This window comes from Inquilinus sp. (assembly GCF_057815775.1).
Genome location: NZ_JBYRFX010000588.1, coordinates 1 through 15997, shown reverse-complemented (window position 1 = coordinate 15997; position 15997 = coordinate 1). Strand labels below are relative to the sequence as shown.

At 69.3% G+C, this 15997-nt stretch carries 17 protein-coding genes; 6 read left to right on the top strand and 11 right to left on the bottom strand.

Features of this window, described 5'->3' with window-relative positions; genetic code table 11:
• Positions 1-152: 152 nt before the first annotated feature.
• The 4 genes from AC3XYG_RS20570 to AC3XYG_RS20555 all read left to right on the top strand — a co-directional run bounded on the left by AC3XYG_RS20570 (position 153) and on the right by AC3XYG_RS20555 (position 4308).
• Positions 153-1232 (top strand): ABC transporter substrate-binding protein, encoded by a 1080-nt coding sequence (locus AC3XYG_RS20570; protein ID WP_489141734.1) that lies wholly within the window; start codon positions 153-155, stop codon positions 1230-1232.
• A complete protein-coding gene (locus tag AC3XYG_RS20565) occupies positions 1233-2246 on the top strand; it encodes a FecCD family ABC transporter permease (protein ID WP_489141733.1) in 1014 nt (337 codons plus the stop codon).
• Positions 2237-3016 carry an ABC transporter ATP-binding protein gene (locus AC3XYG_RS20560; RefSeq protein WP_489141732.1) on the top strand — a complete coding sequence of 260 codons (780 nt, stop codon included), beginning with the start codon at positions 2237-2239 and terminating at the stop codon, positions 3014-3016. Before AC3XYG_RS20565 ends, AC3XYG_RS20560 begins: the two co-directional genes overlap by 10 nt.
• 116 nt (positions 3017-3132) lie before the next feature.
• The gene (locus AC3XYG_RS20555) at positions 3133-4308 is read left to right on the top strand and encodes a M20 aminoacylase family protein (protein WP_489141731.1); all 1176 of its coding nucleotides are present in this window, start codon (positions 3133-3135) and stop codon (positions 4306-4308) included.
• Positions 4309-4354: 46 nt separating this feature from the next.
• Here the strand turns inward: AC3XYG_RS20555 and AC3XYG_RS20550 are convergent, their stop codons facing one another.
• Both AC3XYG_RS20550 and AC3XYG_RS20545 read right to left on the bottom strand, forming a co-directional pair.
• Positions 4355-4969: a hypothetical protein gene (locus AC3XYG_RS20550; RefSeq protein ID WP_489141730.1), complete on the bottom strand. Its 615-nt coding sequence runs from the start codon at positions 4967-4969 to the stop codon at positions 4355-4357.
• Positions 4966-6054, bottom strand: a complete 1089-nt coding sequence (locus AC3XYG_RS20545) for a TAXI family TRAP transporter solute-binding subunit (RefSeq protein ID WP_489141729.1) — start codon at positions 6052-6054, stop codon at positions 4966-4968. Before AC3XYG_RS20545 ends, AC3XYG_RS20550 begins: the two co-directional genes overlap by 4 nt.
• A 187-nt stretch (positions 6055-6241) precedes the next feature.
• Between AC3XYG_RS20545 and AC3XYG_RS20540 the strand changes: the two genes are divergently transcribed.
• The gene (locus tag AC3XYG_RS20540) at positions 6242-6955 is read left to right on the top strand and encodes a vWA domain-containing protein (protein ID WP_489141728.1); all 714 of its coding nucleotides are present in this window, start codon (positions 6242-6244) and stop codon (positions 6953-6955) included.
• Positions 6956-6964: 9 nt separating this feature from the next.
• Entirely contained in the window at positions 6965-7705 is a 741-nt protein-coding gene (locus tag AC3XYG_RS20535; protein WP_489141727.1) for a DnaJ domain-containing protein, read from the top strand.
• A gap of 3 nt (positions 7706-7708) precedes the next feature.
• On the opposite strand, the gene AC3XYG_RS20530 is transcribed toward AC3XYG_RS20535, so the two are convergent.
• The 9 genes from AC3XYG_RS20530 to AC3XYG_RS20490 all read right to left on the bottom strand — a co-directional run.
• The gene (locus AC3XYG_RS20530) at positions 7709-9160 is read right to left on the bottom strand and encodes an MFS transporter (RefSeq protein ID WP_489141726.1); all 1452 of its coding nucleotides are present in this window, start codon (positions 9158-9160) and stop codon (positions 7709-7711) included.
• A 280-nt stretch (positions 9161-9440) separates the two neighbouring features.
• Positions 9441-10934, bottom strand: a complete 1494-nt coding sequence (locus AC3XYG_RS20525; RefSeq protein ID WP_489141725.1) for a carboxypeptidase M32 — start codon at positions 10932-10934, stop codon at positions 9441-9443.
• Positions 10934-11656, bottom strand: a complete 723-nt coding sequence (locus AC3XYG_RS20520; RefSeq protein WP_489141724.1) for an SURF1 family protein — start codon at positions 11654-11656, stop codon at positions 10934-10936. The genes AC3XYG_RS20525 and AC3XYG_RS20520 overlap by 1 nt, the downstream gene beginning before the upstream one ends.
• 7 nt (positions 11657-11663) lie before the next feature.
• The gene (locus AC3XYG_RS20515; RefSeq protein ID WP_489141723.1) at positions 11664-11945 is read right to left on the bottom strand and encodes a DUF983 domain-containing protein; all 282 of its coding nucleotides are present in this window, start codon (positions 11943-11945) and stop codon (positions 11664-11666) included.
• Between the two features lie 85 nt (positions 11946-12030).
• A complete protein-coding gene (locus AC3XYG_RS20510) occupies positions 12031-12912 on the bottom strand; it encodes a cytochrome c oxidase subunit 3 (protein WP_489141722.1) in 882 nt (293 codons plus the stop codon).
• A gap of 96 nt (positions 12913-13008) precedes the next feature.
• Complete coding sequence (locus AC3XYG_RS20505; protein WP_489141721.1) at positions 13009-13611, bottom strand: cytochrome c oxidase assembly protein; 603 nt, start codon at positions 13609-13611, stop codon at positions 13009-13011.
• Between the two features lie 3 nt (positions 13612-13614).
• Entirely contained in the window at positions 13615-13767 is a 153-nt protein-coding gene (locus AC3XYG_RS20500) for a cytochrome c oxidase system small membrane protein (RefSeq protein WP_489141720.1), read from the bottom strand.
• Between the two features lies 1 nt (position 13768).
• Positions 13769-14701 (bottom strand): heme o synthase, encoded by a 933-nt coding sequence (locus AC3XYG_RS20495; RefSeq protein ID WP_489141735.1) that lies wholly within the window; start codon positions 14699-14701, stop codon positions 13769-13771.
• Between the two features lie 75 nt (positions 14702-14776).
• Positions 14777-15997: cytochrome c oxidase subunit I (locus AC3XYG_RS20490; protein WP_489141719.1), on the bottom strand; the 1221-nt coding region annotated here is incomplete at its 5' end.

Here is a 15997-nt window from a genome sequence, read left to right as displayed (position 1 = left end):
GCGCAACCGCACAGTCCCGACTCCGGCATGCCAGCAATGAACCGATCCCGTCTCACCGTGACCGGCGACGTTGCCGGCCGGGGCCGATCGCTCTATACGCTGGTATACATCGCCGATGCGGATCGCCGCGCGGCGCGAGGGGGATTCCGGGCATGCTGGCATCGTTGCATCGCGGTCTTGTCGGCGCGCTGGCGCTGGGTCTTGCAGCCTGGCTGGCGCTGCAGCCGGCCCCGGGCGGCGCCCTGGCGGCGGACACCGTCACAGTGACCGACCAGCTCAACCGCAGCGTCACGGTCCCGGCCGATGTCGAACGCATCGTCGTGCTGCAGCACCAGACCCTGGATATCCTGGTGGAGCTCGGCGCCGCCGACAAGATCGTCGGCGTGCTGCGCAGCTGGCCCAGCCTGATCCCCGGCCTGGACAAATACGCGCCGCCGCTGAAGGGCCTGCCGACCCCTGGCGACCTGTCGATGGTGAATGTCGAGGAGCTGCTGCGGCTGAAGCCGGACGTCGTCTTCGTCACCAACTACGCCCCGCCGGCGATGATCGACCAGATCAGCCGGGCCGGCATCCCGGTCGTCGCCATCTCCCTGTCCCAGGGCGAGGGGGTGGAGGCGCCGAAACTGAACCCGACCTTCGCCGATGACGACACCGCCTATGCCGAAGGGCTGAAGGCCGGGGTCAAGCTGATCGGTGGCATCGTCGGCAAGTCCGACCGCGCCGACCAGCTGCTGGACTACGCCTTCGCCAAGCGCAAGCTGGTGCAGGACCGGGTGGCCGGCCTGCCGGCGGGCGACCGGGTGCGGCTGTACATGGCCAATCCGGATCTGAACACCTACGGCTCCGGCAAATACACCGGCGTCATCATGGCCCGGTCGGGCGGCGTCAATGTCGCGGCCGGCGTCCGCGGTGCCACCAAGGTGTCGATGGAGGACATCCTGGCCTGGGACCCGCAGGTGATCTTCGTCCAGGACCGCTACGCCCCGGTGGCCGACCAGATCCGCCAGGGCGCGGCCTGGCAGCATGTCGATGCGGTGAAGTCCGGCCGGATCTACATCACCCCGGAGTACGTGAAGCCCTGGGGCTATCCGCTGCCGGAGGCGCTGGCGCTGGGCGAGCTGTGGATGGCCAAGAAGCTGTACCCCGACCGCTTCGACGACATCGACATGCAGGCGGAGGCGACCGCCTATTACCAGCGCTTCTATGGCCAGCCCTACACCGGTCCCAATTAAGTGCGGCCGGCCCGGTTCTGGCTGACGGCCGGGCTGCTGGCCGTCCTGCCGGTCGCGCTGTTCCTGGCATCCTTCCTGATCGGCCGCTATCCCGTGCCGCCGCTGACCGTGGTGCGGGTGATCGCCGCACAATTCCTGCCGATCGTGCAGGACTGGCCGGCGGTGGTCGGCTCCGTCGTGCTCGACGTGCGGCTGCCGCGGGTGGTCGCCGCCATGATCGTCGGCGGCGGGCTGGCGATGTCCGGCGCCTGCTACCAGGGCGTGTTCCGCAACCCGCTGGTGTCGCCCTTCACCCTCGGCGTCTCGGCCGGGGCCGGCTTCGGCGCCGCCATCGCCATCCTGCTGTTCGAACAGCGCTATGCGGTCCAGCTCTCGGCCTTCGTCTTCGGCCTCGCCGCCGTCGGCCTGTGCTTCTTCATGAGCCGGCTGTATCGGGCGGGCTCGACCCTCGTCCTGGTGCTGGCCGGGGTGATCGTGGGCTCGCTGTTCACCGCGCTGCTGTCGCTGCTGAAATACGTCGCCGACCCGAATTCGAAGCTGCCGGTGATCGAATTCTGGCTGCTGGGGTCGCTGTCCTCGGTGTCGATGGCCGATATCGCCGTGGTCGCCGCGGTGGTACTGCCCTCCGCCGCGGTGCTGCTGCTGCTGCGCTGGCGCATCAACCTGCTGGCGATGGGCGACGAACAGGCGCGCATCCTCGGCGTCGATGCCGCCCGCCTGCGCATCGTCATCGTGCTGCTCGCCACCCTGATCGCGGCCTCGACCGTGGCGATCAGCGGCATCATCGGCTGGGTCGGGCTGGTGATCCCGCATCTGGCCCGCATGATCGTCGGGCCCGATTTCCGCCGGCTGCTGCCGGCCACCCTGTCGCTCGGCGCCTGCTACCTCCTGCTGATCGACGACCTCGCCCGGACGGTGACGGCGGCGGAGATCCCCCTGGGCATCCTCACCGCCCTGGTCGGGGCGCCGGCCTTCATGCTGCTGCTGCGCCGCGGATCGCTGGGATGGGCGTGATCCTGCAGGCCGAAGGGCTCGGCTTCGCCTATCCCGGGCGGCCGAAGCCGGTGTTCTCGGGCGTCGGGCTCGACGTCTCGGCCGGTGAGATCCTGTGCGTGCTCGGGGCCAACGGCATCGGCAAATCGACGCTACTCCGCTGCCTGGCCGGGCTGGCCACCCCGTCCACCGGCACGGTCCGCGTCGCCGGGCGGAAGCTGGGCGAACTGGGACGGGCGGAGATCGCCCGCCACCTGGCCCTGGTGCCGCAGAGCCACCAGACCGTCTTCGCCTTCCCGGTCCGCACGGTGGTGGAGATGGGCCGGGCGCCGCATCTCGGCTGGTTCGGCATGCCGGGGCCGGCGGATGCGGCCCGGGCGATCGAGGCGCTGCAGACGCTCGGCATCGCCCATCTCGCCGATGCGCCCTACACCGAGATCAGCGGCGGCGAACAGCAGCTGGTGCAGATCGCCCGCGTGCTGGCGCAGGAGCCGGCGCTGATGATCCTGGACGAACCGACGGCGCATCTCGACTTCGCCAACCAGGCCCGCTTCCTGGCGCTGGTGCGGCGGCTGGCGGCGCGCGGCTTCGGCATCATCTTCACCACCCATGCGCCCGACCATGCCCATGCGCTGGCCGACCGGACGCTGATCCTCTCCGCGACCCATCCGCCGCAATTCGGCGAGACCGCGACGCTGCTGACGGCGGAGCGGCTGTCGGACGCCTATGGCGTGCCGATCCGCCTGATCCGCTCGGGCGACCACGTCGCCTGCGTCGCCGAGGTGGAGTGAGGGCCGGCCGGCCGGCCCATTCATCGGTCCTTTGCGCCTGCGCCGGGTTGCCCCGGCCGCGCCGACGGGCCAGTATCGGGGTCAGCCATCCAGCCAGCGCAAGAAGAGCCCGACCCATGCCCGTCATCAATTCGATCGCCGCCCGCAAGGAGGAAATGACCGCCTGGCGGCACGATTTCCACGCCCATCCGGAACTGGGGTTCGAGGAGGTGCGGACGTCGAATGTGGTGGCCGAGAAGTTGGCCGCCTGGGGCATCGAGGTGCATCGCGGCCTGGCCAAGACCGGTGTGGTCGGCGTGCTCAAGGGCCGCACCGACAGCGGCCGCACCATCGGCCTGCGCGCCGACATGGACTGCCTGCCGATGGACGAGCTCAACGACTTCGCCCACAAATCGACCGTGCCCGGCAAGATGCATGCCTGCGGCCATGACGGCCACACCACCATGCTGCTCGGCGCCGCGCAGTATTTGGCGGAGACGCGGAATTTCGACGGCACCGTGCACTTCATCTTCCAGCCGGCGGAAGAGGGCGGCGGCGGCGGCGAGGTGATGGTCAAGGAAGGCCTGTTCGACCGCTTCCCCTGCGACGAGGTCTACGGCCTGCACAATTGGCCGCTGCTGCCGACCGGCACGGTGGGCGTGCGGCCCGGCCCGATGATGGCTGCGGCCGACATGTTCGACATCCGGATCCGCGGCGTCGGCGGCCATGCCGCGATCCCGCAGACCGCCAAGGACCCGGTGGTGATCGCGGCCCAGCTGGTCGGTGCGCTGCAGACCCTGGTCAGCCGCAACGCCAACCCGATGGAATCGGCGGTGCTGTCGATCACCCAGATCCACACCGGCACCACCCACAACGTGATCCCGGACGAGGCCTATCTGAACGGCACGGTGCGGACCTTCCGGCCCGAGGTGCAGGCGATGATCGTCGCCGGCATCAAGCGGATCGCCGATGGTATCGCCGCGGCCTTCGACGTCGCGATCGAGGTGGACTACCAGTACGGCTACCCGGCGACGGTGAACCATGCCGAGCAGGCCGAGACCATGGCGCTGGTGGCGGAGAAGATGGTCGGCGCCGGCAATGTCCAGCGCGACGTCGAGCCGTCGATGGGTGGCGAAGACTTCGCCTATCTCTTGAACGCCCGGCCGGGCGCCTATCTGTTCCTGGGCCAGGCCGGCGGCGCGTCGGGGGCGACGATGGTCCACAACCCGCATTACGACTTCAACGACGAGATCCTGCCCCTCGGCGCCTCGCTGCTGGCCACCCTGGTCGAGGACCAACTCAAGGCGGGCTGACGCGGGCACGTTGGGTTCGCGAAGGCGAACCCAACCTACGCCTGCTTTATTGTGGCGCCTTGAAGCCCCAGGGCTTCAGCGCCGGGTCCGCATCCGGCAGCACGATCTGGTCGAGCTTCCAGCGGCCGCTCGGCAGCCGGACCAGCTTCAGTTCCAGCGTCGCCGGCCGGCCGGCGGTGGCGGTCGTGACAGCGGCGGCGTCGCCGTCCGGGTCGTCGTGGGTGACTTTCGCATCGGCGCCGATGGTGAAGGGCAGGGCGTCGAGCCGCTCGGCCGTCTGCATCAGGTTGTCGAAGATCAGGTTCGGGTCCGTCATCAGCTCCGGCCATTGCGCGCCGTTCGACCCATAGACCGACGCCTGCATCACCGCGTCGGCCTGCCGGGGCAGCAGGGTCCTGAAGCTGAAGGTCCGGCTAATCTGGCCCAGCCAGCCCTGCTGGGCGGCCGGTGACAGGATCACGCTGGCCGTGGCGTAGTCGCGCCGCGCCCAGGCGGCCAGGAAGGCCCGCGCCGCCGTCTCGGGCGTGCTGAAGTCGATCGCCTCGTAATAGGTCCGGGCGCCGTTCGTGAAGATCGACCCGGGCGTGGCGGCTGATTGCGCCAGCGCCGTTCCGGTCAGCAGCAGGATGGCGGCAGCCGTAGCGGCGGGCAGCGCCCTCATGGCGCCTGGTCTGCCGGCACGGTGATGCCGTGTGCGGCCCAGGCGGCAACGGCACCCCGGTGGAAGGGCAAAGCACGGTTGGTCGACGGGTCCAGCGGCGGCTCCGCGGCAAGGCCCGCGCTCTCGGCCAGGGCGGAGGCTTGCGTGATGGCGATCTCGGCGGCGCGCCGGGCGACATCGTCCGGCAGGTCGTCCGTCGCCACCAGCCAGGTCCACATTCCGGCGCTGGGCGGCAGAGTCTGCTGCACGGGCGGAGGCGCCGCGGCGACGGTCTGATCGGCCTCGGTCTGGTCAGGTGTCGCCGACAGATCGGTGGTGGCCGTGGACTCGGCCGGCACGGCCGGCGGCACCACGGCCGGGGGCGGCGGCAGCGGCACGGTCGCAGCGGCGATGCCCGGCAGGGCGGCGGCCAGCTTCGCGATCTCCGGCGTGCTCAGGCCGATCGTCGTGAACGGCTGCTCCGGCGGCAGGGCGAAGGGGTCGAGCCCGGTGACGGCGACGGCGTCGATCTTGTTGTCGGCCAGCTGCTTCGCCGTCTCGGCCAGCGGCATGCGGCGCAGCTTCGCCTCGATGCCCAGGGCCTTCAGCATCGGCTCGGTCATGGCATCGTCGGTCGCCAGCGCCACCCGTTTGCCGGCGAGGGCGGAGGCATCGGCGATACCGCGATCGGCCGGCACGACGAAGCGCAGCACCGCGGCCGGCGCCACCGGCGCCAGCGCGCGCAGATGGCCGAACTTCATCCCCGGTGCCATCGGGCTGTGGCCGGCCCAGGCGGCCCCGGCGGCGTCGAGCGAGACCAGCCCGATCGACACCCGGCCGCTTTGCAGCAGCGCGACATTCGGCAGCGAGCCCCCAGTGGAGGCCAGCGACACCGCCGGCCCGCCGGCCTCGGCCTTCAATTGCTCGACGAAGGCGGTGCCCCAGCGGCCCAGCGGGCTGCCGATCGGGGCGGTGGCGATGATGATCTCGCGCGGCGCGGTCTGGGCGGCATTCTGCGCCAGGGCGTCCGGGGCGGCGGCGAGGCCGAACAGCAGCAGGGCGGCGGCCAGGCCGGGGAGAGGGGCGGCGCGCAGACGGGGCATCATCGGTCCGATCCGTGGAACACCAGGGGAGGCTAGCGGTCGGCCGCGCTTTCCGCCAGCAGCCAGCTCCGGAACGCCGCGATATCCGATTCTTTCCCCGATGTGCCGGGCCGGATCCGCAGGGGTCCCGATCCGTTCCGATTGGATTTCGCCCTGGCGACCCCCATCATATCGGGATGGAATGCAGCGCATGACGAAGCCCGATGACACCGTGCCGGCCGGCCCTCACCGGTCCGAGGTCGATGCGTTCCTGCGCCGGGTGGCGGCTGCCCCGGTGCGGCGCGACGGCGAGCGGCGCGGCCGGCTGATCTTCGCGCTCGACGCGACGCAGAGCCGCGAGGACACCTGGGACCGCGCCTGCCGCCTGCAGGGCGAGATGTTCACCGAGACCGCGGCGCTGGGCGGGCTGGACCTGCAACTGGTGTTCTATCGCGGCTTTGCCGAATGCAAGGCCACCGGCTGGGTGTCCGACACGGCCGAGCTGGCCCGGCTGATGACCAAGGTGCGCTGCCGTGCCGGCGAAACCCAGCTCGGCCGGGTGCTCGCCCATGCCGAGGCGGAGGCCGGGCGCGGCAAGGTGGATGCGCTGGTCTTCGTCGGCGACGCCTTCGAGGAATCGATCGACCGGGTCTGTGCCCAGGCCGGCCGGCTGGCGCTGCGCGGCGTGCCGGTGTTCCTGTTCCACGAGGGGCACGACCCGGTGGCGGCCCGCGCCTTCCGCGAGATCGCGCGGCTGACCCGCGGCGCCTATTGCCCGTTCGATGCCTCCAGCCCCGGCCAGCTGCGCGACCTGCTGACGGCCGTCGCGGTCTATGCTGCCGGCGGCCGCGCGGCGCTGGAGGATCTCGGCCGCCGCCGCGGCGCCGGGGTCACGGCGCTGATCGGCCGGATGGGCGGAGGCTGAGCCGCAACTGTGATTCAGATCATCATCCTGGTCCTGGCGCTCGGCATCGGGCTGCCGCTGGTCGCACGCTGGTTCGCCAGCACCCAGCCGCGCCAGGTGCTCAGCGGCGCGCGCTGGGCCGCGGTCGTGCTGCTGCTGCTGGTCGGGCTGTTCCTGGCCGCGACCGGACGGCTGGCCGGATTGTTCGCCGTGTTCGGGGCGCTGCTGCTGTGGCTGCAGCGGCTGTCGCCGGTGCTGATCCGGGTTGTGCCCTGGGCGCTGCGCCGGCGCCAGGCCAGCCGCACGGCATCGGGGCCGGCGCCGGGCGGCGGTTCGCGGCTGAAGACGCGCAGCCTGGACATGCAGCTCGACCACTCCAGCGGCGCCATGGACGGCTATGTGCTGCGCCCGGGCGCGATGCAGGGCCGCAGCCTGGCCTCGCTGCCGCTGCCGGCGCTGCTGCGCCTGCTGGCGGCGTGCCGCGGCGACGATCCCGATTCGGCGCGGGTGCTGGAGACCTATCTCGACCGCCGCTTCGGCGCCGATTGGGTGAAGCAGGATCCGTCGCCGGGGGCCGGCGCCACACGGTCTGGCGGACGCATGTCGCAGATGGAAGCCTATGCCCTGCTCGGCCTCGCCGCCGGCGCCACCCCCGCGGCGGTGAAAGCGGCGCATCGCAAGCTGATGAAGCGGCACCACCCGGACCATGGCGGCACCGCCGAGATGGCGGCCAGGCTCAACGCCGCGCGCGACGTCCTGCTGGGAACCTGAGCCCTATTCCCCCGGCTGGACCCGGGCGGAGCCATGGCTCTCCGGCGGCGGCACCGGGGCGATGGCGTGGCCGGACACTTCGGCGCCGGCATCGGGCGCCAGGCGCATGAAGATCAGCGCCGAAGACAGCGACAGCAGGCCGACCACGGCGAAGGCCCAGGTGAAATCCGCCGCCACCAACTGCCCGCCGCCGCGCAGCATCAGCGTCAGGTTCAGCAGCACGGCACCACCGGCGACGCCCAGGCTGGCGGACAGCTGCTGCGCCGTGCTGCTGAAGCTGGAGGCACGGCTCATCTGCTGCGGCGCGATGTCGGCAAAGGCCAGCGTGTTCAGGCTGGTGAACTGCAGCGACCGGAAATAGCCGCCGACCAGCAGCAGCCCCAGGATCAGCAGGTGCGGCGTGTCCTGCCGGAACAGCGCATAGCTCATCAGGAAGAGCGAGCTGATCACCGCGTTCCACAGCAGCACCGGGCGGAAGCCGAAATGGCGGATGATCCGGGTTGCGGTCATCTTCATCAGCAGGGCGCCGGCCGCACTGATGAAGGTCAGCATCCCCGATTCGAACGGCGTCATGCCGAAGCCGAGCTGCAGCATCAGCGGCAGCAGGAACGGGATGGCGCCGATGCCGACGCGGAAGAGGGTGCCGCCGACCACCGAGATGCGGAAGGTGCGGATGTGCAGCAGCGTCAGGTCCAGGATCGGCGCCGGCACCCGGTGGGCGTGCCGGATGTAGAGCCACAGCGAGCCGAGGCCGACGACGAACAGCGCGCCGGTGACCGGCAGCGGCACGATCGCGCGGCCCAGCGTCTCGAAGCCGAACACCATGCAGCCCAGGGCGATGCCGGACATCAGCAGGCCGCGGCCGTCGAACGGCGTCCGCTCCGGCTCGCGCACATCCTCGATGAACAGCGTGACCAGGATCACGCCGATGATGCCGATCGGCACGTTGATGAAGAAGATCAGGCGCCAGGAGCTGTAGGTGGTGATGAAGCCGCCCAGCGGCGGGCCCAGCACGGGCCCCAGCAGCGCCGGGGTGGTCAGGTAGGCCATCGCCCGCACCAGCTCGGCCTTCGACACGCTGCGCAGCAGCACCAGCCGGCCGACCGGCACCATCATGGCGCCGCCCATGCCCTGCAGGATCCGGGCGCCGACCAGCTCGACCGTCGAATTCGACAGGCCGCACAGGATCGACCCGAAGGTGAAGGCCACGATCGCGGCGCGGAACACGTTCTTCGCGCCGAATCGGTCGGCCACCCAGCCGCTGGCCGGGATGAACACCGCGAGGCTGAGCAGGTAGGAGGTGATGGCGAGGCTGAGATGCAACGGATCGGTGCCGAACGACTTGGCGATGTCCGGCAGCGAGGTCCCGATCACGGTCGAATCGAGATTTTCCATGAACAGCGCGCAGGCGATGATCAGCGGAATCATCACCTGGCGTGGAAGGCGGGTCGTCATTCGTGCGGCCGCAGCAGCGCGGCCCCCCTGGCAGCGGAGGTTCGGTTCTAACTCGTCTGATGAGTCTAAATCCTGCGCGCCGATTTCACATCGGAGGCATGCAAGTTTCGGGCGTCAGGCCCCCGGGCCGTGTTCCAAATGGATGACACAGTTGAGGGACCCCACCTCTCCGCCCGTCCTACATCGTCATCCTCGGGCTTGACCCGAGGATCCAGGGGATGTCGCCAGTCTCTGGATGCCCGGATCAAGTCCGGGCATGACAGCCGTGGGGAAGGGCCCGTTAGCCTTCGCCGCCGTACCGCCGCCGCAGATGGGCCTTGAACACCGCCGAATCGAGCGGCCGGCCGGTGGCGCGGGTCAGCAGCTCGTCGGTCTCCCAGCGCGAGCCCTGGCCGTGGATGTTGCTGCGCAGCCAGCCGACCAGCGGCGTGAAGTCGCCGCGGCCGATCGACGGCAGGATCTCCGGCTCGGCCCGGCAGGCGGCGTCGAACACCTGCGCCGCCGTCATCGCGCCCAGGGTGTAGGTCGGGAAATAGCCCCAGCCGCCACTCGGCCAATGGATGTCCTGCAGGCAGCCCAGCCGGTCGTTCGGCGGCACCACCCCGACCAGCGCCTGCATCTGCTCGTTCCACGCCGCGGGCAGGTCGGCCAGCTTCAGCTCGTCGGCGATCAGCGCCTTCTCCAGGCGATAGCGCAGGATGACATGGGCGGGGTAGGTCACCTCGTCGGCGTCGACGCGGATGAAGCCGCGCTCGACCCGGGTGTAGTGGCGCCACAGCGACTCGGCCTCCCAGGCCGGGCCGGTGCCGCCGAAGGCATCCCGCATCCGCGGCGCGGCGAAGCCGATGAACTCGCGGCTGCGGCAGGCCTGCATTTCCATCAGCAGCGACTGGCTTTCATGCACGCTCATGCCGCGGGCCTGGCCGACCGGCTGGCTCATCCAGGGCTGCGGCCGGCCCTGCTCGTACAGCGCGTGGCCGGTCTCGTGCAGCACGCCCATCAGGGCGCGGGTGAAATCGGCCTCGTCATAGCGGGTGGTGATGCGCACGTCGTTGTCGGCGCCGCCGCAGAACGGGTGGGTCGAGACGTCGAGCCGGCCGCGCTCGAAATCATAGCCCAGCACGCCCATCATCTGGACGCCCAGGGCCCGCTGCGCCTCGATCGGGAACGGGCCGTCCGGCCGGGCCACCGCCGGGCGCCGCGCCTGGGCCGCCAGCACCTCCTCGGTGAAGCCGGGCAGGAAGGCGGCAAGGTCGTCGAACAGCCCGTCGATCCGCTCCGACCGGCCGCCGGGCTCATAGTCGTTCAGCAGCGCGTCATAGGGCGACAGGCCCAGCGCCTCGCCCTTGGCGGCGCCGATCTCGCGCTGCAGGGTCAGCACCGCCTGCAGCTTCGGCAGCAGGGCGGCGAAATCCGAATCGGCGCGGGCCTGGCGCCAGGCCATCTCGCAGGCCGACACCGCCTGGCTCAACGCCTCGACCAGGTCGGCCGGCAGCACGGTCTGCACCGTGCGCAGCCGCCGCACCTCGCGCAGATTGGCCCGCTCCCAGTCGCCCAGCGTGTTGTCGGCCTCTGCCGTGTCCAGCCAGTCGCCCAGCCGCGCATCGGTCATCATGCCGTGGCGCAGCACCTGCAGCAGCGCCAGGCTGTCCGCCCGGGTGGCCGCGGCGCCGTGCGGCATCATCACGGCGTTGTCCCAGTCCAGGATGCCAATGGCGTTGGACAGGGCCGCGATGCGGCCGAAATGGGCGGAGATCTCGGAATAGGCGGTCATCACTCGGTCTCCTTCCGGGCGGCACGGCCGCGTCGCAGATGATGCAGCAGGTAGATCGCGATCAGGATGGCGGCGAAGCTGAACCAGGTGATCGCATATTGCAGATGGTCGTTCGGCAGCTCGACGATGGTCTGGCCGCCCAGGGGATAGCGCGCCTTGTCCGGGCCGGGCGTCTGCTCGACAATCACCGGCGCCGTCCCGGCCAGCCCGGCGGCGGCCGCCATGGCCGGCAGGTCGGCCCAGAACCATTCATTGGTCGCGGAATTGTTGTCCGGCTGCATCCAGCCCTGCGCCAGGGGTCGGCGGGCGACGCCCTCGACCGTCACGGACCCCGCCGGCGGCGGGTCGAAGGCGGCGGGCTTGCCGTCGACGCCGAGCGGCACCCAGCCGCGATTGACCATGACGGCCGGGCCGCCATCGTCGCGGAACAGCGGGCTGACCACCTGGATGCCGGTGTTGCCGTCATGCACCCGGGCCAGCAGCCGGAAGGCATGCGTGTCGAAACGGCCGGTGACGGTGACGTGGCGGTAGTCGAGATCGGGATCGTCGGCCGCGGCCGGCAAGGGCATGGCGGCGGCGGCCATGCCGTGCTCGATCCGATCGATCAGGTCGGTCTTCCACACCCGGCGCTCAAGCTGCCAGACGCCGAGGCCGATCAGCATGGCGAGGGTGGGGATCAGGAAAAGGGTCGGCCAGAACTCGGGCCGGAACCGGGATGTCATCCGTGCCTCAACCGCCGATGCTGCGGTGCCGGTACTGCAGGGCCACGATATAGGCCTTGGCCGGCCGCAGCAGCAGGGCGGCCAGGCCGATGATATAGGCGGCGCCGATCACGATCGGGACGCCGTCCGGCAGGCTGGTGGCGAAGCTGAGCCACAGGGTCAGCGGCACTGCCGTGAAGCCGAGGATGAAGATCAGGAAGACGGCGGGGCCGTCGCCCGAATCAATCGCGGAGAGGTCCAGGTCGCAAGACGTGCAGCGATCCGCGACGGTCAGGAAGCCCTTGAACAAGGACCCCTTGCCGCAGCGTGGGCATTTGCAGCCCAGCGCCGCGGCAAGGGGCGATACTGGAGGAAATGGCACTACGGGCTATGGCTCAGTGCGCCAAGGCCGCGCCGCCATGGCCGCCCCACCAGTAGATGGCGACGAACAGGAACAGCCAGACCGCGTCGACGAAGTGCCAGTACCAGGCCGCCGCCTCGAAGCCGAAATGGCTGTCCTTGGTGAAGTCGCCCCGCGAGGTGCGGAACCAGCAGACCGCCAGGAAGATGGTGCCGACCAGCACATGGAAGCCGTGGAAGCCGGTCGCCATGAAGAAGGTCGAGGAGAAGATGCCGTCGGTGAAGCCGAACTCCGAATGGGCATATTCCCAGACCTGGATGCAGGTGAAGGACGCGCCCAGCAGCACGGTGAACCCGAGCGCCTTGGCCGCTTCCTTCATGTTGCCTTCGACCATCGCATGATGGGCCCAGGTCACGGTGCAGCCCGAGAGCAGCAGGATCATGGTCATCAGGAACGGGAAGTGGAAGGCATCGACCGGGGTGACGCCCTTCGGCGGCCAGATGCCGCCGGTGAAGGCGTGGCGGACGTATTGCGAGGTCTCGCCGACGAACAGGCTGGAGTCGAAGAATGCCCAGAAGAACGCCACGAAGAACATCACCTCGGAGGCGATGAACAGCATCATGCCGTAGCGCAGGCCCAGCTTCACCACCGGGGTGTGCAGCTTGCGGAAGGTCGCTTCCTTGATGACGTCGCGCCACCAACCAAACATCACCCCGAGCACGCCGAGGAAGCCGATGATCAGCAGGGCCGGCCCTTCGTCATGCATGTACAGCACGCCGCCGATCGCCATGCAGCCCGCGGCAAGGGCGCCGAGCAGGGGCCACGGGCTGGGATCGACCAGGTGATAGGGGTGCGGAACTGAATTCAGTTCGTAGTGCGTCTCGTGCCCGTCGGCATGGACGTTTGTGGTGCTCATCCTCGTGCCCTCTCGGTATCGCGTCCGATGTTCATTCTGTTGTTCCCACCCGTCGGTCCGGCCGCCGGCAGCCCTGATGAAAAGGGGGCCGGGCCGTCAGCCATTGTTCTGGGCCGCACGATAATAGGCGGCGACCGCATTCTCCAGCGACTTCGACCGCTGGCTGTAGAAGGTGTAGGACAGGGTGATGGTCTGCACATCCTTCAGGTTCGGCTGCGCATCCATCCCCGCGTCGACATAGAAATAGACCGGGAATTCGACCGTCTCGCCCGGCTGGATGATCTGCTCGGTGAAGCAGAAGCACTGCACCTTGGAGAAGTAGAGGCCGACCTTGTCGGGGGTGACGTTGTAGACGGCCTGGCCGGCGGTCGGTTCCTTGGCGTTGTTGGTCGCCTGGAAGTAGATCAGCGCCGGCTCGCCCAGCTTGACCTCGACCTCGGTCTGCTCGGCCTTGAAGCTCCAGGGCAGGTCGGCATCGGTGTTGGCGACGAAGCGGACCTTCACCTTGCGGTCCAACACCTGGCCCGACACCGAATCGGCGACCTGGGTGGTGCCGCCATAGCCGGTGACCTGGCAGAACATGCGGTACAGCGGCGACGAGGCGAAGGCCAGGACGCCCATGCCGAAGGCGACGCTGCACAGCGACGTCATGATGATGCGGTTGCGGCGCCGGACCTTGGGATCGAGCTCAGCCGGCATCGCTCAGTTGCCCTTCAGCTTCACGATCGTGATCACGAAGATCAGGACGACCCAGGCCACCAGGCCGAGCGCCAGGGCGATGTTGCGGCCGCGCAGGCGCTGGCGGGCGTCGGCCGGAGTCGCGGCCGGCTTTGTTGCAATCGGACGGGCGGCCATCTCAGACATGCACCGCGATATGGTCGATGATCAGCAGGCCGAAGACCGCGAACAGGTAGAAGATCGAGAAGCCGAACATCTGCTTGGCGGCGCGGTGGTTGGTCGCCTCGCCATCCTCGCGCAGCACGCGCACGGCGCAGACCACGAACAGCAGGCCCAGCGCGGCGGCGCCGACGGCATAGGTCAGCCCGGCGATGCCGATCAGCCACGGGGCCAGCCCGATCGGCAGCAGCAGCAGGGTGTAGGCCAGCATCTGGCGCTTGGTCTCGCGGGGGCCTGCCACGACAGGCAGCATCGGCACCCCGGCCTTGGCGTATTCGTCGCTGCGATACAGTGCCAGCGCCCAGAAATGCGGCGGGGTCCACATGAAGATCAGGGCGAACAGCAGGATCGGGGCCAGCGTGACGTCGCCGGTCACCGCGGCCCAGCCGATCATCGGCGGGAAGGCGCCGGCGGCGCCGCCGATCACGATGTTCTGCGGCGTCCGCCGCTTCAGCCACATCGTGTAGACGAAGACATAGAAGGCCGAGGCCAGAGCCAGCACCGCGGCGGCGCTCCAGTTGACCGCCAGGCCCATCAGCAGCACCGCGGCGACGGCCAGGAAGACGCCGAAGCCCAGCGCCTCATCAGGCGCGATCAGGCCGCGCACGATCGGGCGGCTGCGGGTCCGGCTCATGATCGCGTCGATGTCGCGGTCGTACCACATGTTGATGGCACCGGACGCGCCGGCGCTGATGGCGATGCACAGCACCGCCGTGGCGGCCAGGACCGGATGGATATGCCCGGGTGCTGCGATCAGCCCGGCGAAGCCGGAGAACACCACGAGTGTCATCACCCGCGGCTTCAGCAGCGCGAAATAATCCTGCCAGGTGGCGCCGCCGGCGGCATCCGCCGCGGCAGTGTTGGCTGTCCGGTCCAGGGTCACGTCCGACATCATGTTCCTCAAGCGGATCGGGCCGCACGGGGGTTCCGCGCGGCCCGGCCCGTTCTCTCTCGTCAAGCTGCGGGGTTACTTGACCCGGGGCAGCATCTCGAACTGGTGGAATGGCGGCGGCGACGGGAGCGTCCACTCCAGCGTCGTCGCACCTTCACCCCAGTAGTTGGCCTCGACCTTGCGGCCGTAACGGATCGTGTAGAACGCGATGCCGACGAACAGGAAGGCGGCCGCGACCGAGATGTAGGCGCCGAAGGACGACACCATGTTCCAGCCGTGGAACGCGTCCGGATAGTCCGGCTGGCGCCGCGGCATGCCGGCCAGGCCCAGGAAATGCTGGGGGAAGAAGGTCAGGTTGACGCCGATGAACGTCATCCAGAAGTGGATCTTGCCCCAGGTCTCCGGATACTGCCGGCCCGACATCTTGCCGATCCAGTAGTAGAAGCCGCCGAAGATCGAGAACACGGCGCCCAGCGACAGCACGTAATGGAGGTGCGCGATGACGTAGTAGGTGTCGTGCAGGGCCGTGTCGATGCCGGCATTGGCCAGCACGACGCCGGTGACGCCGCCGACGGTGAACAGGAAGATGAAGCCGATCGCCCAGATCATCGGCGTACGGAACGAGATCGACCCGCCCCACATCGTCGCGATCCAGGAGAAGATCTTCACGCCCGTCGGAACCGCGATGACCATCGTCGCGAAGACGAAGTAGCGCTGCGTGTCCAGCGAAAGGCCGACCGCATACATATGATGCGCCCAGACGACGAAGCCGACGGCCCCGATCGCCACCATGGCATAGGCCATGCCGAGATAACCGAAGATCGGCTTGCGCGAGAAGGTCGAGATGATGTGGCTGATCATGCCGAAGCCGGGCAGGATCAGGATGTAGACCTCCGGGTGGCCGAAGAACCAGAAAAGATGCTGGAACAGAATCGGGTCGCCGCCGCCTTCAGGCGCGAAGAAGGTGGTGCCGAAGTTGCGGTCGGTCAGCAGCATGGTGATCGCACCGGCCAGGACCGGCAGCGACAGAAGCAGCAGGAAGGCCGTGATCAGCACCGACCAGGCAAACAGCGGCATCTTGTGCAGCGTCATGCCGGGTGCGCGCATGTTGAAGATCGTCGTGATGAAGTTGACCGCTCCGAGGATCGACGAAGCGCCCGCGAGATGCAGCGAGAGGATTGCGAAATCCATCGCCGGGCCGGGATGACCCGAGGTCGACAGCGGCGCGTACACGGTCCAGCCGCCGCCGACGCCGCAGCCCGAACGGTCGCCCGAAAGCGGCGCGCAGGTGCCGGC